At 58.8% G+C, this 22,547-nt stretch carries 22 protein-coding genes and 2 pseudogenes; 12 read left to right on the top strand and 12 right to left on the bottom strand.

Annotated elements, in window-relative coordinates; all coding sequences use genetic code 11:
• Window positions 1–42: 42 nt before the first annotated feature.
• From C8K66_RS20865 to C8K66_RS20895, 7 genes are all read left to right on the top strand, one after another.
• Window positions 43–1,029, top strand: a complete 987-nt coding sequence (locus C8K66_RS20865; protein WP_108525827.1) for a phosphate ABC transporter substrate-binding protein PstS — start codon at window positions 43–45, stop codon at window positions 1,027–1,029.
• A 484-nt stretch (window positions 1,030–1,513) separates the two neighbouring features.
• Entirely contained in the window at window positions 1,514–3,547 is a 2,034-nt protein-coding gene (locus C8K66_RS20870) for an ABC transporter permease subunit (RefSeq protein WP_169850591.1), read from the top strand.
• 15 nt (window positions 3,548–3,562) lie between these two features.
• Window positions 3,563–5,233 carry a phosphate ABC transporter permease PstA gene (gene pstA, locus C8K66_RS20875; protein WP_108525829.1) on the top strand — a complete coding sequence of 557 codons (1,671 nt, stop codon included), beginning with the start codon at window positions 3,563–3,565 and terminating at the stop codon, window positions 5,231–5,233.
• 191 nt (window positions 5,234–5,424) lie between these two features.
• Entirely contained in the window at window positions 5,425–6,258 is an 834-nt protein-coding gene (pstB, locus tag C8K66_RS20880; RefSeq protein ID WP_017850001.1) for a phosphate ABC transporter ATP-binding protein PstB, read from the top strand.
• Window positions 6,259–6,328: 70 nt separating this feature from the next.
• Entirely contained in the window at window positions 6,329–7,090 is a 762-nt protein-coding gene (phoU, locus tag C8K66_RS20885) for a phosphate signaling complex protein PhoU (protein ID WP_017850000.1), read from the top strand.
• 167 nt (window positions 7,091–7,257) lie between these two features.
• Window positions 7,258–8,163 carry a response regulator gene (locus C8K66_RS20890; protein WP_046381620.1) on the top strand — a complete coding sequence of 302 codons (906 nt, stop codon included), beginning with the start codon at window positions 7,258–7,260 and terminating at the stop codon, window positions 8,161–8,163.
• Between the two features lie 207 nt (window positions 8,164–8,370).
• Window positions 8,371–9,042 carry a M23 family metallopeptidase gene (locus C8K66_RS20895; RefSeq protein ID WP_017849998.1) on the top strand — a complete coding sequence of 224 codons (672 nt, stop codon included), beginning with the start codon at window positions 8,371–8,373 and terminating at the stop codon, window positions 9,040–9,042.
• A 3-nt stretch (window positions 9,043–9,045) separates the two neighbouring features.
• Here C8K66_RS20895 and C8K66_RS20900 read toward each other — a convergent pair whose 3' ends face one another.
• The 3 genes from C8K66_RS20900 to phoB form a co-directional block, all read right to left on the bottom strand.
• Entirely contained in the window at window positions 9,046–10,386 is a 1,341-nt protein-coding gene (locus C8K66_RS20900; RefSeq protein WP_046381622.1) for a hemolysin family protein, read from the bottom strand.
• 204 nt (window positions 10,387–10,590) lie between these two features.
• Window positions 10,591–11,913 carry a phosphate regulon sensor histidine kinase PhoR gene (gene phoR, locus C8K66_RS20905; protein ID WP_017849996.1) on the bottom strand — a complete coding sequence of 441 codons (1,323 nt, stop codon included), beginning with the start codon at window positions 11,911–11,913 and terminating at the stop codon, window positions 10,591–10,593.
• Between the two features lie 59 nt (window positions 11,914–11,972).
• Window positions 11,973–12,662, bottom strand: a complete 690-nt coding sequence (gene phoB / locus C8K66_RS20910; protein ID WP_003176964.1) for a phosphate regulon transcriptional regulator PhoB — start codon at window positions 12,660–12,662, stop codon at window positions 11,973–11,975.
• 154 nt (window positions 12,663–12,816) lie between these two features.
• Here phoB and C8K66_RS20915 point away from each other — a divergent pair, with 154 nt between their 5' ends.
• Window positions 12,817–13,197, top strand: a complete 381-nt coding sequence (locus C8K66_RS20915; RefSeq protein WP_046381623.1) for a hypothetical protein — start codon at window positions 12,817–12,819, stop codon at window positions 13,195–13,197.
• A gap of 30 nt (window positions 13,198–13,227) precedes the next feature.
• On the opposite strand, the gene ubiA is transcribed toward C8K66_RS20915, so the two are convergent.
• Complete coding sequence (gene ubiA / locus C8K66_RS20920; RefSeq protein WP_046485965.1) at window positions 13,228–14,118, bottom strand: 4-hydroxybenzoate octaprenyltransferase; 891 nt, start codon at window positions 14,116–14,118, stop codon at window positions 13,228–13,230.
• Window positions 14,118–14,681, bottom strand: a complete 564-nt coding sequence (locus C8K66_RS20925; RefSeq protein ID WP_108525831.1) for a chorismate lyase — start codon at window positions 14,679–14,681, stop codon at window positions 14,118–14,120. Before C8K66_RS20925 ends, ubiA begins: the two co-directional genes overlap by 1 nt.
• Before the next feature lie 197 nt (window positions 14,682–14,878).
• On the opposite strand from C8K66_RS20925, the gene C8K66_RS20930 reads away from it, so the two are divergent.
• The 3 genes from C8K66_RS20930 to C8K66_RS20940 all read left to right on the top strand — a co-directional run bounded on the left by C8K66_RS20930 (window position 14,879) and on the right by C8K66_RS20940 (window position 16,698).
• A complete protein-coding gene (locus C8K66_RS20930) occupies window positions 14,879–15,046 on the top strand; it encodes a rubredoxin (RefSeq protein ID WP_079444948.1) in 168 nt (55 codons plus the stop codon).
• 36 nt (window positions 15,047–15,082) lie between these two features.
• Entirely contained in the window at window positions 15,083–16,231 is a 1,149-nt protein-coding gene (locus tag C8K66_RS20935) for an NAD(P)/FAD-dependent oxidoreductase (RefSeq protein WP_017849991.1), read from the top strand.
• Between the two features lie 191 nt (window positions 16,232–16,422).
• Window positions 16,423–16,698 (top strand): HU family DNA-binding protein, encoded by a 276-nt coding sequence (locus tag C8K66_RS20940; protein WP_003213368.1) that lies wholly within the window; start codon window positions 16,423–16,425, stop codon window positions 16,696–16,698.
• A gap of 481 nt (window positions 16,699–17,179) precedes the next feature.
• Here C8K66_RS20940 and C8K66_RS30905 read toward each other — a convergent pair whose 3' ends face one another.
• The gene (locus tag C8K66_RS30905; protein WP_158276052.1) at window positions 17,180–17,425 is read right to left on the bottom strand and encodes a hypothetical protein; all 246 of its coding nucleotides are present in this window, start codon (window positions 17,423–17,425) and stop codon (window positions 17,180–17,182) included.
• A 242-nt stretch (window positions 17,426–17,667) separates the two neighbouring features.
• Here C8K66_RS30905 and C8K66_RS20945 point away from each other — a divergent pair, with 242 nt between their 5' ends.
• The gene (locus C8K66_RS20945; protein ID WP_256591006.1) at window positions 17,668–18,162 is read left to right on the top strand and encodes a type III secretion effector protein; all 495 of its coding nucleotides are present in this window, start codon (window positions 17,668–17,670) and stop codon (window positions 18,160–18,162) included.
• A gap of 18 nt (window positions 18,163–18,180) precedes the next feature.
• Here the strand turns inward: C8K66_RS20945 and C8K66_RS31710 are convergent, their stop codons facing one another.
• From C8K66_RS31710 to C8K66_RS20970, 6 genes and pseudogenes are all read right to left on the bottom strand, one after another.
• A complete protein-coding gene (locus C8K66_RS31710) occupies window positions 18,181–18,435 on the bottom strand; it encodes an HNH endonuclease (RefSeq protein ID WP_371928155.1) in 255 nt (84 codons plus the stop codon).
• 69 nt (window positions 18,436–18,504) lie between these two features.
• Window positions 18,505–18,778: pseudogene (locus C8K66_RS31715) on the bottom strand (RHS repeat-associated core domain-containing protein); the annotation flags it as partial.
• 283 nt (window positions 18,779–19,061) lie between these two features.
• The gene (locus C8K66_RS20955; RefSeq protein ID WP_057005220.1) at window positions 19,062–19,508 is read right to left on the bottom strand and encodes a hypothetical protein; all 447 of its coding nucleotides are present in this window, start codon (window positions 19,506–19,508) and stop codon (window positions 19,062–19,064) included.
• A 69-nt stretch (window positions 19,509–19,577) separates the two neighbouring features.
• Window positions 19,578–20,336 (bottom strand): annotated as a pseudogene (locus tag C8K66_RS31720) (RHS repeat domain-containing protein); the annotation flags it as partial.
• Between the two features lie 148 nt (window positions 20,337–20,484).
• Window positions 20,485–21,354, bottom strand: a complete 870-nt coding sequence (locus tag C8K66_RS20965; RefSeq protein ID WP_108525835.1) for a tetratricopeptide repeat protein — start codon at window positions 21,352–21,354, stop codon at window positions 20,485–20,487.
• 8 nt (window positions 21,355–21,362) lie between these two features.
• Window positions 21,363–22,547: RHS repeat-associated core domain-containing protein (locus tag C8K66_RS20970; protein ID WP_146181399.1), on the bottom strand; the 1,185-nt coding region annotated here is incomplete at its 5' end.

Consider the following 22,547-nt stretch of genomic DNA (forward strand, 5'->3'; position numbering starts at 1 on the left):
CTTGGCCCCGATCCAACTATCCCTATCTGCTAGGAGTAAGGCATGAAACTGAAGCGTTTGATGGCGGCAATGACTTTTGTCGCTGCTGGCGTTGCGACTGCCCACGCGGTGGCCGCTGGTGTTGACCCGGCTATTCCGGCTTACGTGAAGACCACTGGTGTGTCGGGCAACTTGTCCAGCGTCGGTTCCGATACCCTGGCTAACCTGATGACCCTGTGGGCCGAGGGTTACAAAAAGGAATACCCGAACGTCAACATCCAGATTCAAGCTGCTGGTTCTGCCACTGCGCCACCTGCGCTGACTGAAGGCACCTCCAACCTGGGCCCGATGAGCCGCAAGATGAAGGACACCGAACTGGCGGCCTTCGAGCAGAAGTACGGCTACAAGCCAACCGCTATCCCGGTTGCCGTGGATGCCCTGGCCGTGTTCGTGCACAAGGACAACCCGATCAAGCACCTGACCATGGAACAAGTCGACGCGATCTTCTCCTCGACTCGCCTGTGCGGTGCCAAAGCCGACGTCAAAACCTGGGGCGACCTGGGTGTGACCGGCGACCTGGCCAACAAGCCAGTGCAACTGTTCGGTCGTAACTCGGTATCCGGCACCTACGGCTACTTCAAAGAAGAAGCCCTGTGCAAAGGCGACTACAAGCCTAACGTGAACGAACAACCAGGCTCGGCTTCGGTCGTGCAGTCGATCAGCTCCTCGCTGAACGGCATCGGTTACTCGGGCATCGGCTACAAGACCGCCAGCGTGAAGACCGTGGCCCTGGCCAAGAAAGGCAGCACTGACTTCATCGAAGACAGCGAAGAAAACGCCCTGAACGGCAAATACCCGCTGTCGCGTTTCCTCTACGTTTACGTCAACAAAGCCCCGAACAAGCCGCTGGCGCCGCTGGAAGCCGAGTTCGTGAAGCTGGTTCTGTCCAAGCAGGGCCAGGAAGTTGTGGTCAAGGACGGCTACATCCCACTGCCAGCCAAAGTTGCCGCCAAGGCACTGGCTGACCTGGGTCTGAAAGAAGGCAACTAAGTTGCTGGGCCGGGTAAAACCGGCCGTTCTGTAGGAGCGGGCTTGCTCGCGAAAGATGATAGAGCACTGCGTTTATTCAGAAGCAGCGCGTTATCGTTAACGCTCTTCGCGAGCAAGCTCGCTCCTACAGAAACTCCTAATTTTTAGTCCGCTGCCGGCTCTGCCATGCGGCGGATTTCTTGCGTCACTGCATTGTCATCTTTCTGTCATACAGGACCGCTAGGGTGTGCGCATGAATGATCTGGCCAATTCCACTATGACGACGACTTCTCCCCCCAAGCGTATTGACTTCAATACGCCTGAGTTGCAACGCAAGCGCCGCATTCGCGCGCTCAAGGATCGCCTGACCCGTTGGTACGTGCTGATCGGCGGCCTCGCCGTCCTCGGCGCTATCACTCTGATCTTCTTCTTCCTGGCCTACGTGGTCGCGCCCTTGTTCCAGGGCGCCTCGTTGACCAAGGAAGCCGCGCTGACACCGGCGTGGATACAAGACGCGGGCAAGCCGTTGATGATCTCGCTGGAAGAACAGAACCAAGTCGCCATGCGGGTTTCCGACAAAGGCCAGGCGCTGTTCTTCGACGTGAGCACCGGCGCCGAACTCAAGCGCATCGACCTGCCGCTGGCGGCCGGCGTCAGCGTCGTGTCGATTGGTAAAGACCAGCCGGGCAGCCCGCTGGTGATCCTCGGTTTGTCCAATGGCCAGTCCCTGGTGTTCCGCCACACCTACAAGGTGTCCTACCCGGACGGCAAGAAGACCATCAGCCCGGCCATCGAATACCCTTACGGCGAAACGCCGATCGTGCTGGATGACGCCGGTCGCCCGCTGGAACATGTCGCGCTGAACGTCACCGACACCTCGTTGGTGGTGGCCGGTTCGGCCGGTTCGCACTTGAACGTGCTGTCCCTGAGCCGTGAAGAAAACATGATGACCGGCGAAGTCACCAGCGAGCAGAAGCGTATCGAGCTGCCGCAGATGACCGAGCCGGTGAAGGCGATCTTCATCGACCCACGCCAGCAATGGCTGTACGTGATCAACGGCCGTGCCCTGGCCGATGTGTTCAGCCTGCGCGACAAGAGCCTCAACGGTCGCTATAAACTGCTGGAAGACGGCGACGCCGAAATCACCGCCAGCACCCAACTGGTGGGTGGTATCTCGCTGATCGTCGGTAACTCCAAGGGCGGCCTGGCCCAGTGGTTCATGGCCCGTGACCCGGATGGCGAACAGCGCCTGAAGCAGATCCGCACCTTCGAGATGGGCACTGCGCCCATCGTTGAAATCACCGCCGAAGAACGTCGCAAAGGCTTCACCGCCCTCGACGCTTCCGGCAAGTTCGGCGTGTTCCACAGCACCGCCCACCGCACCCTGCTGGTGGACCCGGTGGTCGATGGCCAGGGCGTGTTCGGCCTGTCGCCACGGGCCAACCGTGTGATCGTCGAAGCCGGCGGCAAGCTGCAACCGTTGCTGCTGGACAACCCGCACCCGGAAGTGTCGTGGAGCGCGCTGTGGAGCAAGGTCTGGTACGAAAACTACGACGAGCCTAAATACGTCTGGCAATCGACCGCCGCCAACACCGATTTCGAACCCAAGATGAGCCTCGCGCCGCTGACCTTCGGTACGCTGAAGGCCGCGTTCTACGCCATGTTGCTGGCCGCGCCGCTGGCTGTTGCCGCAGCGATCTACACTGCGTACTTCATGGCGCCGGGCCTGCGCCGCAAGGTCAAGCCGGTGATCGAGCTGATGGAAGCGATGCCGACGGTGATCCTCGGCTTCTTCGCCGGCCTGTTCCTCGCGCCGTATGTCGAAGGGCATCTACCGGGGATTTTCAGCCTGTTGATGCTGGTGCCGATTGGCATCCTGGTGGCCGGTTTTATCTTCAGCCGCCTGCCTGAGTCCATTCGCCTGCGGGTTCCCGATGGCTGGGAAAGCGCGATCCTGATCCCGGTGATCCTGTTTGTGGGCTGGCTCTCGCTGTACATGAGCCCGTACCTGGAAACCTGGTTCTTCGGCGGCGACATGCGGATGTGGATCTCCCATGACCTGGGCATCACCTATGACCAGCGCAACGCCCTGGTCGTCGGCCTGGCGATGGGGTTCGCGGTGATCCCGAACATCTACTCCATCGCCGAAGACGCCGTGTTCAGCGTGCCGCGCGGCCTGACCCTGGGCTCTTTGGCCCTGGGCGCCACGCCGTGGCAGACCATGACCCGCGTGGTCATCCTGACCGCCAGCCCGGGGATTTTCTCGGCGCTGATGATCGGCATGGGGCGCGCCGTGGGCGAGACCATGATCGTGCTGATGGCCACCGGTAACACCCCGGTGATGGAGATGAACCTGTTCGAAGGCCTGCGCACCCTGGCGGCCAACGTCGCGGTGGAAATGCCCGAGTCGGAAGTGGGCGGCAGTCACTACCGCGTGCTGTTCCTCTCGGCGCTGGTGCTGCTGTTGTTCACCTTCATCATGAACACCCTCGCCGAGCTGATTCGTCAGCGTCTGCGCAAGAAATACTCGTCGCTTTAAGAAAGGTAGAAGTCTGTGAAACAGAACTCCCTGAATGGATGGTTCAAGAGCGGCGCCCCCGGCGTCTGGATCAGCGGTGGCGCGGTGTCCATCGCGGTCATCATGACCCTTGGTTTGCTGGCTGTGATTGCGGTGCGTGGTTTGGGCCACTTCTGGCCGGCTGACCTGATCCAGGCCAACTACGATGTCCCGGGCCAAGAAAACCATATCGTCATCGGCGAAGTGGTACAGAAAGAAGAAGTGCCGCGCGAGCGCCTGAAAAGCGCTGGCCTGCCCGTGCCCGACGTGGGCCCGGAATTCATGACCCGCGAGTTGATCAAAGTCGGTAACCGCGATCTGAACGGCAACGACTTCACATGGATCGTCGGCGAATGGCTGAAGAACCAGACCAAACCGCTGGAATTGATGACCATCGAGCGCCGTGAGTGGGGCAACTTCTACGGCACCCTGGTCAACGTCAAGCAGGATGGCAAGGTCATCGCCGAAGGCCAGGCCGCGTGGCCGGAGCTGCAGGCTCGGGTCGACCGCGTGAACAAGCTGGCGACCCAGCTCAAGACCCTTGAGAAGTCCGACATCGGCGCGATCAACGCCGGTCTTGAACGTATCCGTCTGCACGGTCGCAAGCTGGAACTGGAAGGCAAGCTCGACGCCGCCGCCCAGGCCGACATGGACTCGGGCCGCGCCGAACTGAATGCCCGTTACCAGGACATCGAAGCGCGCCTGGCCGACCTGCACGCCCAATTCAACCGCGACGCCTTGACTGCCCGCGATGCGAACGGCAAGGAAGTCGAAATCGGCATCGGCAAAGTGGTCCACGCCTATCAGCCGAACGCCATGGGCACGATGACCAAGATCGGCTTCTACTTCAGTAAGGTCTGGGAATTCCTCAGCGACGACCCACGGGAAGCCAACACCGAAGGCGGGATCTTCCCGGCCATCTTCGGCACCGTGATGATGACCCTGATCATGGCGATGATCGTGACCCCGTTCGGCGTGCTGGCGGCGGTGTACCTGCGTGAATACGCCAAGCAGAACGCCCTGACGCGGATCATCCGCATTGCCGTGAACAACCTGGCGGGCGTACCGGCCATCGTTTACGGCGTGTTCGGCCTGGGCTTCTTCGTGTATGTATTGGGTGGCTCGGTTGACCGCCTGTTCTTCGCCGAAGCCCTGCCGGCCCCGACCTTCGGTACGCCGGGCCTGTTGTGGGCGTCGCTGACCCTGGCGCTGCTGGCGGTGCCGGTGGTGATCGTGGCTACCGAGGAAGGCCTGGCGCGGATTCCTCGCACTGTGCGCGAAGGCTCGCTGGCACTCGGCGCGACCAAGGCGGAAACGCTGTGGAAGATCGTGCTGCCGATGGCCAGCCCGGCGATGATGACCGGCATGATCCTCGCCGTGGCGCGTGCCGCCGGTGAAGTAGCGCCGCTGATGCTGGTGGGCGTGGTCAAGCTGGCCCCGTCGCTGCCGCTGGACGGCAACTACCCTTACTTGCACCTTGACCAGAAGATCATGCACCTGGGCTTCCATATTTATGACGTCGGCTTCCAGAGCCCCAACGTCGAGGCCGCAAGGCCGCTGGTATATGCCACCGCGCTGTTGCTGGTGCTGGTGATCGCCACGCTCAACTTGTCGGCGGTGTGGATCCGTAACCACCTGCGCGAGAAGTACAAGGCGCTGGACAGTTAATTGAAGTAAACGCGGACTAAATGTGGGAGGGGGCTTGCCCCCGATAGCGGCGTATCAGAAACACATATGCTGGCTGACACACTGCTATCGGGGGCAAGCCCCCTCCCACACTAGACCACGATATACGCAGAATTTGAGTAAACCGTCCCCGGCGGTTCAACAACACGAATTGGTAGCACAGGGAGCATCCCATGCAACAAGAAACCCATTCCCATGGCATCAACATGTCTGCCCTGGGTCGTGACAAGCAGAGCCTGAGCCTGGCCCAGGAAACCGTGGCCATCGAAGTGCCGGGCCTGAGCCTGTACTACGGCGACAAACAGGCGCTGTTCGACGTCAGCATGAACATCCCCAAGCAGCGCGTGACCGCCTTCATCGGCCCGTCGGGCTGCGGCAAGTCCACGCTGCTGCGCACCTTCAACCGCATGAACGACCTGGTCGACGGTTGCCGCGTGGACGGTGCGATCAACCTCTACGGCAGCAACATCTACCGCAAGGGTGAAGACGTGGCCGAGCTGCGTCGCCGGGTGGGCATGGTGTTCCAGAAGCCCAACCCGTTCCCCAAGACCATCTACGAAAACGTGGTCTACGGCTTGCGCATCCAGGGCATCAACAAGAAGCGCATCCTCGACGAAGCGGTCGAATGGGCGCTTAAAGGCGCCGCGCTGTGGGACGAGGTCAAGGACCGCCTGCACGACTCCGCACTCGGCCTGTCCGGCGGCCAGCAACAACGCCTGGTGATCGCGCGTACCATCGCCGTGGAACCGGAAGTGCTGCTGCTCGATGAACCTTGCTCGGCACTCGACCCGATCTCGACGTTGAAAGTCGAAGAACTGATCTACGAGCTCAAGTCCAAGTTCACCATCGTTATCGTGACTCACAACATGCAACAGGCGGCGCGGGTTTCCGACTACACCGCGTTCATGTACATGGGCAAGCTGGTGGAGTTCGGCGATACCGATACCCTGTTCACCAATCCGGCGAAGAAACAGACCGAAGACTACATCACCGGTCGCTACGGCTAGGAAGCTGTGGTTCAGATTGCATTGACGCTGCGGTTCTCCGCACCTTTCCGGACGCTCCAAGGACGCCAACATGATTAGCAAAGAAGGCCTTACCCACCACATCTCCGCGCAGTTCAACGCCGAGCTTGAGGAAGTGCGCAGCCACCTCCTGGCGATGGGCGGGCTGGTGGAGAAGCAAGTCAACGATGCGGTCACCGCGCTGATCGAGGCCGACTCGGGCCTGGCCCAGCAAGTGCGCGAGATCGATGACCAGATCAACCAGATGGAACGCAATATCGACGAAGAATGCCTGCGCATTCTCGCCCGTCGCCAGCCGGCGGCTTCCGACCTGCGCTTGATCATCAGTATTTCCAAGTCGGTGATCGACCTTGAGCGTATCGGCGATGAATCCACCAAGATCGCCCGCCGCGCCATCCAACTGTGCGAAGAAGGCGAAGCGCCGCGCGGTTATGTGGAAGTGCGGCATATCGGTGACCAGGTGCGCAACATGGTGCGCGATGCCCTGGACGCGTTTGCCCGTTTCGACGCCGAACTGGCGTTGTCGGTGGCCCAGTACGACAAGATCATCGACCGTGAGTACAAGACCGCCCTGCGCGAGCTGGCCACCTACATGATGGAAGACCCGCGCTCTATCACGCGGGTCTTGAGCATTATCTGGGTGCTGCGTTCGCTGGAGCGGATCGGCGACCACGCGCGCAATATCTCGGAGTTGGTGATCTATCTGGTGCGTGGCACCGACGTGCGGCACATGGGCCTCAAGCGCATGAAAGCCGAAGTTGAAGGATCTACCGATCAAATCCCTAATGTTCCGGGCGAATCTGACGATAAGTAAGGTTGCCCGAGATATTAACGCCCGGCCTTTGGTCGGGCGTTTTCGTTTGTGGGCGCTGATTTTTTTGTGCGTGGGGTGAAAGAAAGTCCCAACACAACTACAGAGTTTTGGCAAAATGCCATCAGTCAGGCGTTCTGCGTGCCGCGTTTTTATAGGATAAAGGGTCGATGAGTAAAGTCAGTGTATTGGTGGTGGATGACGCCTCGTTTATTCGCGACCTGGTGAAGAAGTGCCTGCGCAATTACTTCCCCGGGATCAAGATTGAAGATGCGGTGAACGGCAAAAAGGCCCAGGCCATCCTGATGCGCGAAACCTTCGATCTGGTGTTGTGCGACTGGGAAATGCCCGAGATGTCCGGCCTGGAGCTGTTGACCTGGTGCCGTGAGCAACCGCAGCTCAAAGCCATGCCGTTCGTGATGGTGACCAGCCGCGGCGACAAAGAGAACGTGGTGCAGGCGATCCAGGCCGGGGTTTCCGGCTACGTCAGCAAACCGTTCACCAACGAACAGCTGTTGACCAAGGTCAAGCACGCTCTGCACAAGGTCGGGCGCCTCGACGCCCTGGTCGCCAGCGCACCGACCAAGATGAACTCAGCGTTCGGCAACGACTCCCTGAGCGCCCTGACCGGTGGCAAGCCCGAAGCGGTCAAGGTCGCTCCTGTCGCGGCGGCTGCACCGAGCAAAGGCCTGCTCAACAGCCCGCCCGTGAAGGCGGCTGCCGCCGCTGCGCCCGCCAGTGGTCGCGGGCAGGGTCAGTTGCGGCTGTCCAGCGGCACCCAGCAATGCGTGATCAAGGGCCTGAGCATCAAGGAAGCGTTGCTGGTGGTCCGTCGCGGTGAGGTCCTGCCTCAGGTACTGGAAAGCGCGGTGCTCGACCTTGAGCAAGGCGACAACGCCGAAGTCGCACGCCTCAACGGCTACCTGCACGCCGTCGTCGCCTTCGAGCCCAAGCCCGACAGCGACTGGCTGCAACTGACCTTCCGCTTTATCGACCAGGATGCGCAGAAACTGGACTACATCTCGCGGCTGATCGCGCGGGGTACGGCGCAGAAGCATTTTGTGCCGGGTGCCTGATTCACAGAACGCCACCTGTCCCCTGTGGAAGGGGGCGTGCTCCCGATGGTCTTTCATTCAACATCTTCGTTGGCTGAACTACCGCAATCGCGAGCAAGCCCGCTCCTACATGTGAAGTTCGTTGTTTTCAGTATCGGGTAAATCTCACACGGTCTTGTCATCAAGCCTTGCTAGCCTGCCATTCAGTCCCCCCGGCAGGTTCGCGTCATGCTCATTCGCCTACTGCTGCTCTGCGTATTGGCCACGGTCGCCACGTCGACCCCGGCCATGACCCTCTACAAATCCACCGACGCCAATGGCGAGGTGTTTTTCAGCGACCGGCAAACCCCCGGCGCCCAGGCGTTTGTGATCCGGGAGCGGGGGGCCGTGCGCGTGCAACGGCCGGTGCTCGACCGGCCAAGGCCCGGTTATCCCCAGCAGGCTTACCGCTATCCCTTGCCCTGGCGCGGCGGGCCGTTTCGCCTGAGCCAAGGCCCCAACGGCAGCTTCAGCCATACCGACGCCAAAAGCCGCTACGCCATGGACATTGCCATGCCCGAAGGCACGCCGATCATTGCGGCGCGCAGCGGCAGGGTGGTGAAGATCGAGAATGACCAGGCCGGGCGCGGCAACGATGCGTCAGGGAATTTCGTGCGGGTGCTGCACGATGACGGCACCCAGGGCGTGTACCTGCACCTCAAGCAAGGGTCGGTCAGCGTCAGGCCGGGGCAGCGAGTGGCGGTGGGCAGTGCGCTGGGGTTGTCGGGCAACACCGGCAACAGCAGCGGGCCGCACCTGCACTTTGTGGTGCAGCAGCGGACCGAGGCGGGGCTGGTATCGATCCCGTATGAGTTCAACCAGCCCGTGGGGGTATTGCCCAATTTTGCCTTGGGCAATTGACGGTCAGTCCAGCAGCAGGACCTTGGCCAGCACGATTTTCGGCCCTTTCATCTTCTTGATGATGATCCGCAGGCCTTCAACCTCGAGAACTTCTTCCTCTTCCGGCACCCGCTTGAGGGTGTCGTAGACCAGCCCGGCCAGGGTTTCCGCTTCGATGTGGTCGAGGTCGACGCCAAGCAGGCGTTCCACCTTGAACAGCGGCGTATCGCCGCGTACCAGCAGTTTGCCCGGCTGGTAGGCGAGGATGCCGCGCTCGGCCTTGCGGTGTTCGTCCTGGATATCGCCCACCAGCACTTCGAGCACGTCTTCCATGGTCAGGTAGCCGATGACCTTGCCGTCGGCCTCTTCCACCAGGGCGAAGTGCGCGCCGCCTTTGCGGAACTGCTCCAGCAACTGCGACAGCGGCATGTGCCGCGACACGCGCTCCAGCGGGCGGGTCAGTTCGGCCAGGTTGAACGACTCGGGGAGATGGTCCAGGTTCGCCAGTTCCAGCAGCAGGTCTTTGATGTGCAGCAGGCCGACAAACTCGTTGCGCTGCGCGTCATACACCGGGTAACGGCTGAATTTGTGGCGACGGAACAGCGCGAGGATTTCCTTGAGCGGGGCGTTGAAGTCCAGGGTCACCAGGTCTTCCCGCGAGTTGGCCCAGTCGACCACTTCCAGTTCGCCCATTTCCACGGCCGAGGCCAAGACGCGCATGCCTTGGTCGCTGGGGTCCTGGCCACGGCTGGAGTGCAGGATCAGCTTGAGTTCTTCGCGGCTGTACTGGTGCTCATGGTGCGGGCCGGGTTCGCCTTGCCCGGCGATCCGCAGGATGGCATTGGCGCTGGCGTTGAGCAGGTAGATTGCCGGGTACATGGCCCAGTAGAACAGGTACAGCGGCACGGCCGTCCACAGCGACAGCAGTTCCGGCTTGCGAATGGCCCAGGACTTGGGCGCCAGTTCACCGACCACGATGTGCAGGTAGGAAATCAGGAAGAAGGCGGAAAAGAACGACACGCCTTTGATCACTTCCGGCGACTCGACGCCAGCGGCGCCCAGCAGCGGCTCGAGGATATGCGCAAACGCCGGCTCGCCGACCCAGCCCAGGCCCAGGGAGGCGAGGGTGATACCCAGCTGGCAGGCCGACAGGTAGGCGTCGAGCTGGCGGTGGACGGTGCGCAGGATCTGCCCGCGCCAACCGTTGGTGTGGGCGATGGCCTCGACCCGCGTGGAGCGCAGTTTGACCATGGCAAACTCCGCCGCAACGAAGAACGCGTTGAGCAGTACCAGGATCAGTGCAAAAAGAATCATGCCGAAATCGGCGAAGAGTGTGGCGAGGGTGATACCTGGGGAAGGGTCCATGATGGGGTTTTGCGGGTTCCGTATGTTCAATAGGGGTGACAGGAGCGCCTGAAAGGCAGACACAAGTCGGCCAATGTAGCGGCTGGCGCGGCGCTTGCCTAGTGGTTGCTGCCTGGTGGAGCCAGGAATACCTGCTTTGGAACAATGCAATTCCAAATGTGGGAGGGGGCTTGCTCCCACATTCAGGTTTGTATTGTGTCCGGGTTATTCATCATTCACGACCATCCGCGAACGGGTTACCTGGGGCGGCGGAAAATGGCAGGTAAAGGTGCTGCCGTGGCCGAGCACACTGCTGATTTCCAGGCGTGCGCGGTGGCGCAGCAGCACGTGCTTGACGATCGCCAGGCCCAGCCCGGTGCCGCCGGTGTTGGAGTTGCGGCTGGAGTCGACGCGGTAGAAGCGCTCGGTCAGGCGCGGCAGGTGCTTGGCGTCGATGCCGATGCCGGAGTCTTGCACGCTCAGGTGCGCGCCCTGGGCGTCGGCCCACCAGCGGATGCGGATATTGCCCTTGTCCGGTGTGTACTTCACGGCGTTGAACACCAGGTTGGAAAACGCGCTGCGCAATTCGCCTTCGCTGCCTTTGAGCAGTACCGACGGGTCGGCTTCCAGGGTGATCTGTTGCCCGCGTTGGCCGGAGAGGGCCTGGGCGTCGTTCTTGATGGTCTGCAACAGGCTTTGCACTGCCACCGGGTGGTTATCCGACGGGTAATCGGTCGCCTCCAGCTTGGCCAGCAACAGCAGGTCATTGAGCAGGGTTTGCATGCGCGAGCCTTGCTGCTGCATCTGCTGCAGGGCGCGGCTCCAGCGCGGGTTGATCTCGTCGACGTTGTCCAGCAGCGTCTCCAGGTAGCCGCAGATCACCGTTAACGGGGTGCGCAGCTCGTGGGAGACGTTGGCGACGAAGTCCTTGCGCATCTGTTCCAACTGGTGGATGCGGGTTACGTCGCGCACCAGCATCAAGTGTTCGTTGTTGCCGTAGCGCGTCAGGTACAGCTGGATGCGTACGCGGTCGTTGGTGGGCGAGGGAATTTCCAGGGCTTCTTCGTAGTTTTCCTGCTCGAAGTATTCCTTGAAGCGCGGGTGGCGGACCAGGTTGGTCACCGGTTGGCCGCTGTCCTGGGGCGTCTTGAGGCCCAGCAGGGTTTCGGCGGCGCGGTTCCACCATTCGAGGTTGCCGTCGCTGTCGAGCATGATCACTGCGTCTTTCAGCGCGGCGGTGGACTCCTGCACCCGGTCGATCACCGCTTGCAGGCGCCCGCGTACCCGTTGGTCGCGGCGTTGCAGGTGGTAGATGCTGTCGAACACCTCGCCCCACAGGCCGTAGCCGTCGGGTGGCGCTTCATCGGGTTTGTGTTGGCGCAGCCATTCATGCAGGCGCAGCAATTGCTTGAGGGTCCAGCCCAGGTACAGACCAATGCCGACGGCCAGGCTCCAGCCGTATTGGCCGCTGATCAGGCCTACCAGCAAGCAGCCGGTGATCAACAGCAGCAGGTGGCGGATCAGCGTGCCATGCCAGTTTTGGTTCACTTGAACATGCGTCCTTGTCAGCTGTTAAGTCAGGCTCTTGCGTTCAGAAACCGGCTGGCTCAGCCCTTGGTGGAAAACCGATAGCCGGTGCCGCGCACGGTTTGTACCAGATTCTCGTAGGCATCGCCCAGGGCTTTGCGCAGGCGACGGATATGCACGTCCACGGTGCGCTCTTCCACATACACATTGCCGCCCCACACTTGGTCCAGCAACTGGCCGCGGGTGTAGGCGCGTTCCTGGTGGGTCATGAAGAACTGCAGCAGACGGTATTCGGTCGGGCCCATCTCGGCGGGCTTGCCGTCGATGGTCACGCGGTGGCTGATCGGGTCCAGCAACAGGCCGCCGACTTCGATCGGTGCTTCGCCATCGGTCGGGCCGGCGCGGCGCAGTACGGCTTTCAGGCGTGCGACCAGTTCCCGTGGGGAAAACGGCTTGGTGATGTAGTCATCGGCGCCGACTTCCAGGCCCTGGATCTTGTTGTCTTCTTCGCCCTTGGCCGTGAGCATGATGATCGGGATGTCGCCGGTCAGCTCGTCACGCTTGAGGCGCCGCGCCAGTTCGATGCCGGAGGTGCCGGGCAGCATCCAGTCGAGCAGAATCAGGTCCGGTTTGCGGTCGACGATAATGGCATGGGCCTGCTGCGAGTTCTCCGCTTCCAGGCAGTCATAGCCGGCCATTTCCAACGCGACGGCGATCATCTCGCGAATGGGCGCTTCGTCGTCGACGATCAGAATGCTCCTGCCAACCATGCCTAAAATCCTCTTGTCATTTAACTGTCTTGCGCCGCATTAGATAACGGAATTATTGCAGTCGTGTGACAGTAATTTAGCTGCTCGCGCAATTCCCGCCTGCGTGGACTACGCTTTGGGTCCGAATCCTGACAACCACAAAAGGAAGGTTCCGATGACTTACAGTACTTTTTCCTGGAAAGCCCTGCTGGTCACGGCGGCGTTGACGCTGCCGACCCTGGCATTCGCGGCGGACCCCGCGACGACCAAAGACGGGATACTGGTCGATCACAACGGCATGACGCTCTATACCTTCGCCAAGGACGCCAATGGCAAATCCATGTGCAACGATAAGTGCGCCGCCAACTGGCCGCCATTGACGGCGGCGTCCACCGACAAGCCCATGGGCAAATGGACCGTGATCACCCGTGACGACCAGAAGAGTCAGTGGGCCTACAGCGGCAAGCCGCTCTACACCTTCGTCATGGACAAGAAGGCCGGCGACATGACCGGTGAAGGCAAGATGGACGGGGCCTGGAAAGTCGCCAAGCCTTAGTTGGGCCCTCGCGATGAGGGGCCTGGCCCCTCATCGAAACCCGTAATCCGCGACAATCCCGACAAAGATCGCCAACCCGGCCCAGTGGTTGTGCAAAAACGCCTTGAAGCACTTCATCCGGTCCCTGTCCCGGGTGTACCAGAATTCCCAGGCAAAACAGCCCGCCGCCGCCAGCAACCCCAGGTGGAACCAGCCGCCCAGCTCGAACCGCGCGCCGGCCAGCAACAGGCACGCCAGCGCCAGGCCTTGCAGGGTCAGAATGATCGCCCGGTCGGCGTCGCCAAACAGGATGGCGGTGGACTTCACGCCGATCTTCAAATCGTCGTCGCGGTCGGTCATGGCGTAATAGGTGTCGTAGCCCACCGTCCACAGCACATTGGCGATGTACAGCAGCCACGCGGCGGCAGGCAGGTTGCCGGTTTCGGCGGTGAACGCCATCGGCATGCCCCAGGAAAACGCCGCGCCCAGCACCACTTGCGGGTAATAGGTGTAGCGCTTCATGAACGGATAGCTCGCCGCCAGCGCCAGGCCGCCGAGGGACAGCAGGATGGTCGTCGCGTTGGTCAGCAGCACCAGCAGGAAGCTGATGCCCATCAGCAGCGCGAAAAACACCAGCGCCTCTTTCGAGCTGATCTTGCCGCTGACCAGTGGGCGTTGCTCGGTGCGCTTCACGTGGCCGTCGACCTTGCGGTCGGCCCAGTCGTTGATCACGCAGCCGCCGGCGCGAGTGAGCACCACGCCGAGCACGAAAATCAGGATATTGATCAAGGACGGCGAGCCCTTGCCGGCGATCCACAGCGCCCACAGCGTCGGCCACAGCAGCAGGTAGATGCCGATGGGTTTGTCCATGCGCGTCAACTGAATGAAATCCCAGGCCCTGGGGTTCAGACGGTTCAAGGATTTGAGCAGGCGTTGATACATCAGCGGTTCTCCGGGTGGTCATGCACCGCGTGCCACAGGCTCGGCAGGAAGATTTCGGCGACCAGCACGCTCAGCGCCCCGCGATCGAACCGCGAGCGGCGCGCCCACAGCCCGTCGAGCTGATCCGCGGGGGGCAGCCATGGGCGCGGGTAATGGCAGACCTCGATCGCCCGGCGCGTGAAGGCGCGGTCGCAGAACAGCAGCTCGCCCAGGGAGCGGCTCCCCAGCTCGTCCATATGCAACCCGTCGCCTTGCAACGCACTGCGCGACGCCACGCTGCGGGCAAACACCCACGGCTGGTCATGCCCGCGCAAATACACCTCGCGCACCCAACCGATGCTGGCCTGGGGCAGGTCAAGCGCCGCGCACTCATCGTCGCGCAACGGCTGCCAGCCTTCGCACAGCGGCGTCACGCTGAAACTGTCGCTGGACAGCCCCGTCAGGCGCCGCGTCAGCGAGCCCTCGTCGAACAGCCAGTCAAGGGTCAACGGCGCGGGCAGGGGGCTCAGAAGGCTCTGGGTCAGCCATTGGCAAGCATCGGGAAGGGCGATTGAGTGCGGCACGGTGCGTCAATATTGGCAGCAAAAGAGGCGGCGAGCTTACCATGGCGTCCGGCTCTTTTGCCGGGCTGAACCGGTGCCTTGTGTCGATCGTACTTGCATCTGCAGGCCCCGATCAGTACAAAACGCGCTGAGCCGCACGGCAACGCGGGATCTATCGACCGTCGGCCAACCTGCCTGGACCCTGAGGAAGCAAGTAAATGAAGAAGTGGCAATGCATAGTCTGCGGCCTGATCTATGACGAGAAAGACGGCTGGCCGGACGACGGAATCGCTCCGGGTACCCTGTGGCAGGACGTTCCGGAAGACTGGCTGTGCCCGGACTGCGGCGTGGGCAAAGTGGATTTCGAAATGATTGAAATCGCGTAATCGCGAATTTAAGAAACGTACTACAAGGAGAAAGGAATGAACGCACCTGTCGTGATCATCGGCACAGGGCTCGCCGGTTACAACGTGGCCCGCGAGTTTCGCAAGCTCGACAGCGATACCCCGTTGTTGCTGATCACCGCGGATGATGGGCGCTCCTACTCCAAGCCCATGCTCTCCACCGGCTTTGCCAAGAACAAGGAAGCCGATGGCCTGAGCATGGCTGAACCCGGTGCCATGGCCGAGCAACTCAAGGCCGAGGTACGCACTCATACCCGTATCACCGGTATTGACCCGGGCCACAAGCGCTTGTGGATCGGCGAAGAAGCGGTGACTTACCGTGACCTGGTCCTGGCCTGGGGCGCGGAAACCGTGCGCGTGCCGGTCGAAGGCGACGCCGCGGAGCTGATTTTCCCGATCAACGATCTTGAAGACTACGCCCGCTTTCGCGCGGCAGCCGTCGGTAAACGCCGCGTGCTGCTGCTTGGCGCCGGCCTGATCGGCTGCGAATTCGCCAACGACCTGATCCTCGGCGGCTACGAAATCGACCTGGTGGCACCGTGCGAGCAAGTCATGCCGACCCTGCTGCACCCAGCGGCGGCCGCAGCGGTACAAGCCGGGCTGGAAGGCCTTGGGGCGCGCTTCCACCTGGGCCCGGTGCTCAACCGCCTGCAACGCAGCGCCGAAGGTCTGGAAGCGCACCTGTCGGACGGTGAAGTGATCCAGTGCGACCTGGTGGTCTCGGCCATCGGCCTGCGCCCGCGTGTCGACCTGGCCGCGGCTGCCGGCTTGCAGGTCAACCGTGGGATCGTGGTCGACCGCCACCTCAAGACCTCCCACGCCAACATCTATGCCCTGGGCGACTGCGCCGAGGTCGATGGCCTGAACCTGCTGTACGTCATGCCGCTGATGAGCTGCGCCCGCGCCTTGGCCCAGACGCTGGCGGGCAACGCCACGGCCGTCAGCTACGGGCCGATGCCGGTCACCGTGAAAACCCCGGTCTGCCCGCTGGTGGTTTCGCCACCGCCACGGGGCACCGAAGGCGTATGGAGCGTCGAAGGGCAGGGCGCCGACATCAAGGCCCTGTGCCGCGATGCCAGCGGCCGCCTGCTGGGCTACGCGCTGACCGGCAGCGCCGTGATGGAAAAACTGGCGTTGAACAAAGAACTTCCGCCGCTGCTGGCGTAAATACCGGTCGTTCTGTCGGAATAACCCTATTTTTCACCCTAGAAAGGTCGCCACGAGACTGGCGCGGCGTCCGAGGGCATGCCATCCTCACTCCCGTCTGCCGCAGAGTAGAGCCTGCGGCGCCTTGGGCGCTGCTCCATTAGAGAGCAGCACGGACATAACAACAAAAAACCGTCAAAGAGGCTTCACTTATGCGTAAACCAGAACTCGCAGCCGCCATCGCTGAAAAAGCGGACCTCACCAAAGAACAGGCGAATCGCGTCCTCAACGCCGTTCTCGAAGAAATCACCGGCGCCCTGCACCGCAAGGACAGCGTCACCCTGGTTGGCTTCGGCACCTTCCTGCAACGCCACCGCGGCGCCCGCACCGGCAAAAACCCGCAAACCGGTGAGCCTGTGAAAATCAAGGCCAGCAATACCGTTGCGTTCAAGCCGGGCAAGTCGCTCAAAGACAGCGTCAACCCGTAATAGCGGTATCGTCTCGAAGGGGGCGGGGAGGTAGAAAAAGTGGGCACGCCGACTGGGTCGGGTGCCCATTTTTTGTGCGTGTGGAAAAGCAATCGAGGCGCAAGGAGGGGGCTCACGGCTTATACAGTTATTAATATTAGCGGGGCAGAGTTTTTTATTGTTTGTAAAGGACGATTACTTACGCACTGGAACTTAATGGGTACGAGGCGCCACCTATTAGTCGAGATTGCAGGGACGCGCTCAAGACTATTTTAAAGAGGTGTCTCAATGAAACTCACTGATCTAACTTATATTCCTCCAATTACTCCATCACCTCAGCCAACTGTGCCAGGAAACTCAGTTCCGTTGACGTCGGGTAATGGGCAGCAAACGGCTGACTCCTCGAAGATTGTATATGGTTCGAATGCGGGTAACGGAGGGGGTATTGAATATCCCACGGCGAGTAATGAGAAAATAGGTGCTTCTGAGTTAAGTGGCGCTACTAAGGCTGGCGGAGGACGCAGGGGGGGAGGGTCAAGTGGACATGGAGGTTCCGGAAGTGGATCGAATCCAGGTTCGAATCCAGGATCGAATCCAGGATCGAATCCAGGATCGAATCCAGGTTCGAATCCAGGATCGAATCCAGGATCGAATCCAGGATCGAATCCAGGTTCGAATCCAGGATCGAATCCAGGTTCGAATCCAGGATCGAATCCAGGTTCGAATCCAGGTTCGAATCCTCTGCCAAATGGGCAAGGAGGTCCGAATCCTCAGGCAAATGGATCAGGGGGCTCCAATCCTCGGTCAAATAAACAAGGAGGCTCCCATCCTCTGCCAAACCCCAAAGCCGCGTCACCTGGTATTAAGGATTCTTTAAAGACCACGCAAAATATTAACGATCTACACGATAAAAATGGGTTCTCGCCGCTCTCTTCTGAACTGGCGTCCAGCGCGCGCAACTCACTTATCAGTGGGGGGGTAAATTCACTGGTGAATATCCCCTTGAATGTGGGGGAACATTTGGCTTCCAAAGCCATCATCGATAGAATCGAAGCGCAAGCTGCAATGCCAGGCGCGGCAAAAAAGAACGCGGACGGCACGACCACGACCGTAGACCCGGCAGCAACAGAAAAGCAAAAAATAGACGCGCGCCTCGAAGACAGTGAAATAAAAACAGAGTTGATGGTCAACCAGATCCTTTCCATTAACGAAGGATCTGAGGCTAATGCGGTTAGTAAAAAATCGGATGCACCAAAAGACACAGCCGGGCGCTTGACCAATCAAGAAAAAACCATGGATGGCATAGAAGCCCAGTTGCAAGACCTGGGTACACGATACGACCTTGTTTATAAACCGTATGAAGCGCCGAAGTCGTCGGATGCACCGACTGACAAGTCTCGTATGGATGCGATTGAGCTGCGCCACAGGCACATGAACAGAATGATTAAAAGATTGATAACGCTTGTAGAATCGGATGTAACGTAGTTTTGATAGAATCTTGATTCAAGAGTGGAGAGTGGCGGATTTGTTTAGGCAAGTCCGCCCTTTAACTTTGAAGTGTTTTTCATACTGTGCAACTGAACCGCCATGTGGGTACGTAGCCTCATGGGCAGATTTTCTGACAAGCTGCATTGTTGTATTGCCGGATTTTGCGTCGAAGTCATCAACCTGGTGCCAGGTATAGTGTTTCTTGGCGCTTCTAGGAATACCTGCTTTTTTGTAGGCTTGAGTAAAGTCGCGCGATCTAGAGCCTTGCATCTTGATCGTCACGATATTTCTGTGTGAGCCTTTTATCGGATACAGGTCACTGCTGCCAGTAAAGTCCACCCCTGCATACGCCCAGCCCCATGGATCGGCCCATCCAATTGGGTTTGGCGCGTATTGGTAAAGATTGAGGCCACCTTCCAACCCAATCGGATCCGGCGTAGTAAACCACCCCACATCCGGATCATAAAACCTAAACGTATTGAAATGCAGCCCCGTCTCCCGGTCCAGATACTGCCCCTGAAACCGCAAATTCTGCTCTTCAATGTAATAAGGCTCGCGCACCTCTATCTAGCGTGTTACCCAATATCTGATATGTTACCTGCCAGGCCCTGTGTCTGGGGTCAACTTCCCAGCACCGCGCTTCACTTCAAATATATGTGGTTTGCCGTGGCTGTCTTTGGCAACAAACGGAAAATTTCCGCTGCTGCGCCTCCAATTCAAAAGTCTCATCGTAGATCTGGCGACGTGCGATTTTAATTGAGCCAATAGGATGGGTTCCTGCCATATATCAATATAGAACCTTGCTGTTAGTCCTGGGTTTATTAAACGGGGTATTTATTTGATCTGTGATTTTAAATAAGTTTGCCTCATGTGATATAGTTGAAGTTCGTCGATGTTTATTCCGGATTCTTAAGTTTGTCCGGAGGCAATTTTCGCACTTCCTTACGTATAGCGTTATAAATGCTATCGATTGGCTCCGACATCTGGATTTTTAATGCATCAAAGACCTCTTTTACACCTTTTTCGTGGTACTCAAGGTATTTTTCATAGCCTGTAGGGTCTTTGTTGATAGGTTGGCTGGGCATTCTCAAGGAGTAGCTCACTGCTTTATTTCTCTTAGATACCTCAGGGCCTGTAACATTTAGGTCCAGTAGCCCAGACACGCTTGAGTCCCTCAGGCTCAGCCAATAATTGTCACCATATTTTTTATCGAACACTTCGGTGTTTATTATCTGGCGTTCGAGTTGTTCTCGAATAATTCGGCTAACATGGTGCGATACATAAAAAACAGCAGCGGGATCTGGGAAAAGTCCGCTTATGGCGATAGGGTATGGGTTGCGCATTATTTATCCTCTCTTATTTGCCACATAGCGATTTAGGGCCTTTATAGCTCTTTTTGTTTCCTTCAGGAATCAGTCCGCCAGTTTTTTGTAATGTGCATCCAATTTGGCAGTTTCGATGGTCTTGGCCGCCTGGGTCGTGCTTATGCCGCTTTCTAGAACGGTACCCTTAATCGTTTTACCAGGATTCAGCCGTTCTAATTTTTCTACTTGTTGGTGAAGTCTGGTCGGGTTGCCGCTGGATTCTGTTACACGGTTCATATCGGCCTTGCCGTACTTGTACAGCTCACCGTCTATTCGAATTTCGTACACACCGAAATTACCTGCAGCGCCGTTGGTGTTGAGATTAAGAAGTCCCCATGGGTCAATCCAAGAGATGGGATTTTGTGCGTATTTGTAGAGGTTGATTCCCCCCGTCAACCCAATCGGATCCGGCGTAGTAAACCGCCCCACATCCGGATCATAAAACCTAAACGTATTGAAATGCAGCCCCGTCTCCCGGTCCATATGCTCCTGCAACAACCGCAGGCCATCCCACATGAACCGGGTCTCGCCCAGCGGATAGCCGTCGCGGCCATGCTCGGTTTTTTCAATGCGCCGGCCCAGCGGGTCATAGGTCATCCTGAGCACGCTGCCGTTTTCATTGCGTACTTCAATCAGCCGGCTTTCGGCGTCGTAGGCAAAGCGCTGCACGCCGCGTTTGGCGCTGCGTTTTTCGATCATGCGGCCAAAGGCGTCGTAGCGGTAACGCTTGTCCTGGTAGGTCAGCAGTTTGTTATGCACCACCAGCCCGGCGCCGGGTTGCGGGCCGTCGAGCAGGTTGGCGGCGGCATGCTCGAACTGCTTTTGTGCCGGTGTAGGCAACGGTGGCGTGAGCGCAGGTACACGCGCGGTTAGTCGTAACAATATTGCTCTGTCAGGTCGCAGAGTGTATGAGGAGCAGCCAGTAATCGGGATGCAAGAGGAATATACCCCGGAATCATTTTTTGCTGTTCATCACCGGATCCGCGAGGTTTGTGTCGCCGTCATTCATGCGCTGCAAAAGTTTGACTGCTCGAGAGAAACCTTGAGCAGCAGAGCGCTCCAACCACTGCCGGGCTTGTTCAAAATTCTGTTCGACTATCCATCCATCAACGTACATTTTACCCAGATCAAACTCTCCATGGGCATCACCGGACTCAGCTCTGGGGAAGTGGAATTTCACCTCTTTAGAGATCGTATCAATTTCCCAATAGTCGCGCTTGTTTGCTTGGAAAAGGCGAATGGTTTGATCGTCCACCCATTCAACAGCGCCTAGCAGTGATTCGAAAAGTCCCAGCGATATGCCAATTCGTGTGGCAGTAAAAAACTCGGTTGGTGTGTTTTTGGGGCCTTGCACCAAGACGCCGATATTAATGTATCGATCCGTGCGCCAGGCGGCTGACGCCGTGAGCGTTTTAGCTGGGTTTTTCAGTGAGCGGCCTGAAGTACCGGAAAACTGATAGCCACGTTTGACAATCGCTGCATGAAGTTTATGTATTGGGTCGGTATCCCAACCTTTGAGAGTTGCTAATGATAGGAGCGCCTCATTGATATCGTCGATAAAGCACTGGCGAATAACGGCGTCTGTAGCTTCCGTCGGCAGGTCCTGTAAGTGCTTGAAAGGATGAGAGTAGGTGCAAACATTTGTAAGTGTCAGCTCTGCTTCCTCTGGCGCTTGCTGAAGAACCACTTTGGCAACTCCACCAGTAGAAAGCTTGCAAGTGGTCGTTAGAAGATAAATATAGAGTACGGCGGCCTCTCGAACGCTGTGAGCCTGCAGGCGGTCTGTAGTTGGAATAATTTCGAGTGTTGATAAATATTTGCTCATTAGAGTTTCTATCTCGTCGCATTTGGCAGTGAGTTGCCCACAGGATTAATCCCGACTTTTGGAAATGAAGGTGTTTGACCTGCTCGCTGAGCGGCTACTGAGTAGCCATTGACTCTACCTTGTTCAACTTTAAGAGCCTTGGTGCGTGTTACATTTTTTCTGATTATGGCGGACTCGTATTTATCAGAACTCCCCCTGTTAAGTCTGCGTACCTGCGACTGCGCTCGGTAAGATTTCCCATTTTTGGAAATTTTCCCACCGCTGATACCATATTTGTACACCTGCCCAGTCGTTTTGTTACGAATGACGTATACATGATTTACCTTGTTATTTTGTCTGGAATTTCCGTTTGCAGCGCCGCAAGTTTTCCATCCCCATGGATCGATCCATGCAATCGGATTTGATGCGTATTGGTAGAGATTAAGCTCTCCGTCCAACCCAATCGGATCCGGCGTAGTAAACCGCCCCACATCCGGATCATAAAACCTAAACGTATTGAAATGCAGCCCCGTCTCCCGGTCCAGATACTGCCCCTGAAACCGCAAATTCTGCTCTTCAATGTAATAAGGCTCGCGCACCTCCTCCAGTGTGTTGCCCCACACCCGATACGTCGCGCGCCACACCGTTTCTCCATCTGCTTCGGTCAGTTGCTCCGGCAACCCGTTCAGATCGTTGTGGTAGTAGCGGATTTTCTGCAGCGGGCCGATGCCGTCGACTCGGGCCAAGGGTTCGTAGCCTTCGTCTTCATAGACATACAGGCTCGTCTGACTGTGTTTATGCTCCTGCAACAACCGCAGGCCATCCCACATGAACCGGGTTTCGCCCAGCGGATAGCCGTCGCGGCCATGCTCGGTTTTTTCAATACGCCGGCCCAGCGGGTCATAGGTCATCCTGAGCACGCTGCCGTTTTCATTGCGTACTTCAATCAGCCGGCTTTCGGCGTCGTAGGCAAAGCGCTGCACGCCGCGTTTGGCGCTGCGTTTTTCGATCATTCGGCCAAAGCCGTCGTAGCGGTAACGCTTGTCCTGATAGGTCAGCAATCGGTTATGGCGCACCAAGCCGCCAGAGGTTTGCGGGCCGTCGAGCAGGTTGGCGGCGGCGTCGTAGGCGAAGGTTTCGCGCTGGCCGCGCAGGTTGTCCTGGCTGGCGATGATGCGGCCGGTGGCGTCGTAGTGCAGCAGTTGGCGATGTTG

Source organism: Pseudomonas sp. GV105 (genome assembly GCF_003058185.1).
GTDB lineage: Bacteria > Pseudomonadota > Gammaproteobacteria > Pseudomonadales > Pseudomonadaceae > Aquipseudomonas > Aquipseudomonas veronii.

Excerpts from the sequence above, each read along its gene's own strand:
- C8K66_RS20915 (WP_046381623.1), top strand. The coding sequence starts at position 12,817 with ATGACTTACAGTACTTTTTCCTGGAAAGCCCTGCTGGTCACGGCGGCG.
- C8K66_RS20900 (WP_046381622.1), bottom strand. The coding sequence starts at position 10,386 with ATGGACCCTTCCCCAGGTATCACCCTCGCCACACTCTTCGCCGATTTC.
- pstB (WP_017850001.1), top strand. The coding sequence starts at position 5,425 with ATGCAACAAGAAACCCATTCCCATGGCATCAACATGTCTGCCCTGGGT.
- C8K66_RS20955 (WP_057005220.1), bottom strand. The coding sequence starts at position 19,508 with ATGCGCAACCCATACCCTATCGCCATAAGCGGACTTTTCCCAGATCCC.
- C8K66_RS20865 (WP_108525827.1), top strand. The coding sequence starts at position 43 with ATGAAACTGAAGCGTTTGATGGCGGCAATGACTTTTGTCGCTGCTGGC.
- C8K66_RS20965 (WP_108525835.1), bottom strand. The coding sequence starts at position 21,354 with ATGAGCAAATATTTATCAACACTCGAAATTATTCCAACTACAGACCGC.
- C8K66_RS31710 (WP_371928155.1), bottom strand. The coding sequence starts at position 18,435 with ATGCAAGGCTCTAGATCGCGCGACTTTACTCAAGCCTACAAAAAAGCA.
- C8K66_RS20930 (WP_079444948.1), top strand. The coding sequence starts at position 14,879 with ATGAAGAAGTGGCAATGCATAGTCTGCGGCCTGATCTATGACGAGAAA.
- phoU (WP_017850000.1), top strand. The coding sequence starts at position 6,329 with ATGATTAGCAAAGAAGGCCTTACCCACCACATCTCCGCGCAGTTCAAC.
- C8K66_RS20890 (WP_046381620.1), top strand. The coding sequence starts at position 7,258 with ATGAGTAAAGTCAGTGTATTGGTGGTGGATGACGCCTCGTTTATTCGC.
- phoB (WP_003176964.1), bottom strand. The coding sequence starts at position 12,662 with ATGGTTGGCAGGAGCATTCTGATCGTCGACGACGAAGCGCCCATTCGC.
- C8K66_RS20935 (WP_017849991.1), top strand. The coding sequence starts at position 15,083 with ATGAACGCACCTGTCGTGATCATCGGCACAGGGCTCGCCGGTTACAAC.
- C8K66_RS20895 (WP_017849998.1), top strand. The coding sequence starts at position 8,371 with ATGCTCATTCGCCTACTGCTGCTCTGCGTATTGGCCACGGTCGCCACG.
- ubiA (WP_046485965.1), bottom strand. The coding sequence starts at position 14,118 with ATGTATCAACGCCTGCTCAAATCCTTGAACCGTCTGAACCCCAGGGCC.
- C8K66_RS20940 (WP_003213368.1), top strand. The coding sequence starts at position 16,423 with ATGCGTAAACCAGAACTCGCAGCCGCCATCGCTGAAAAAGCGGACCTC.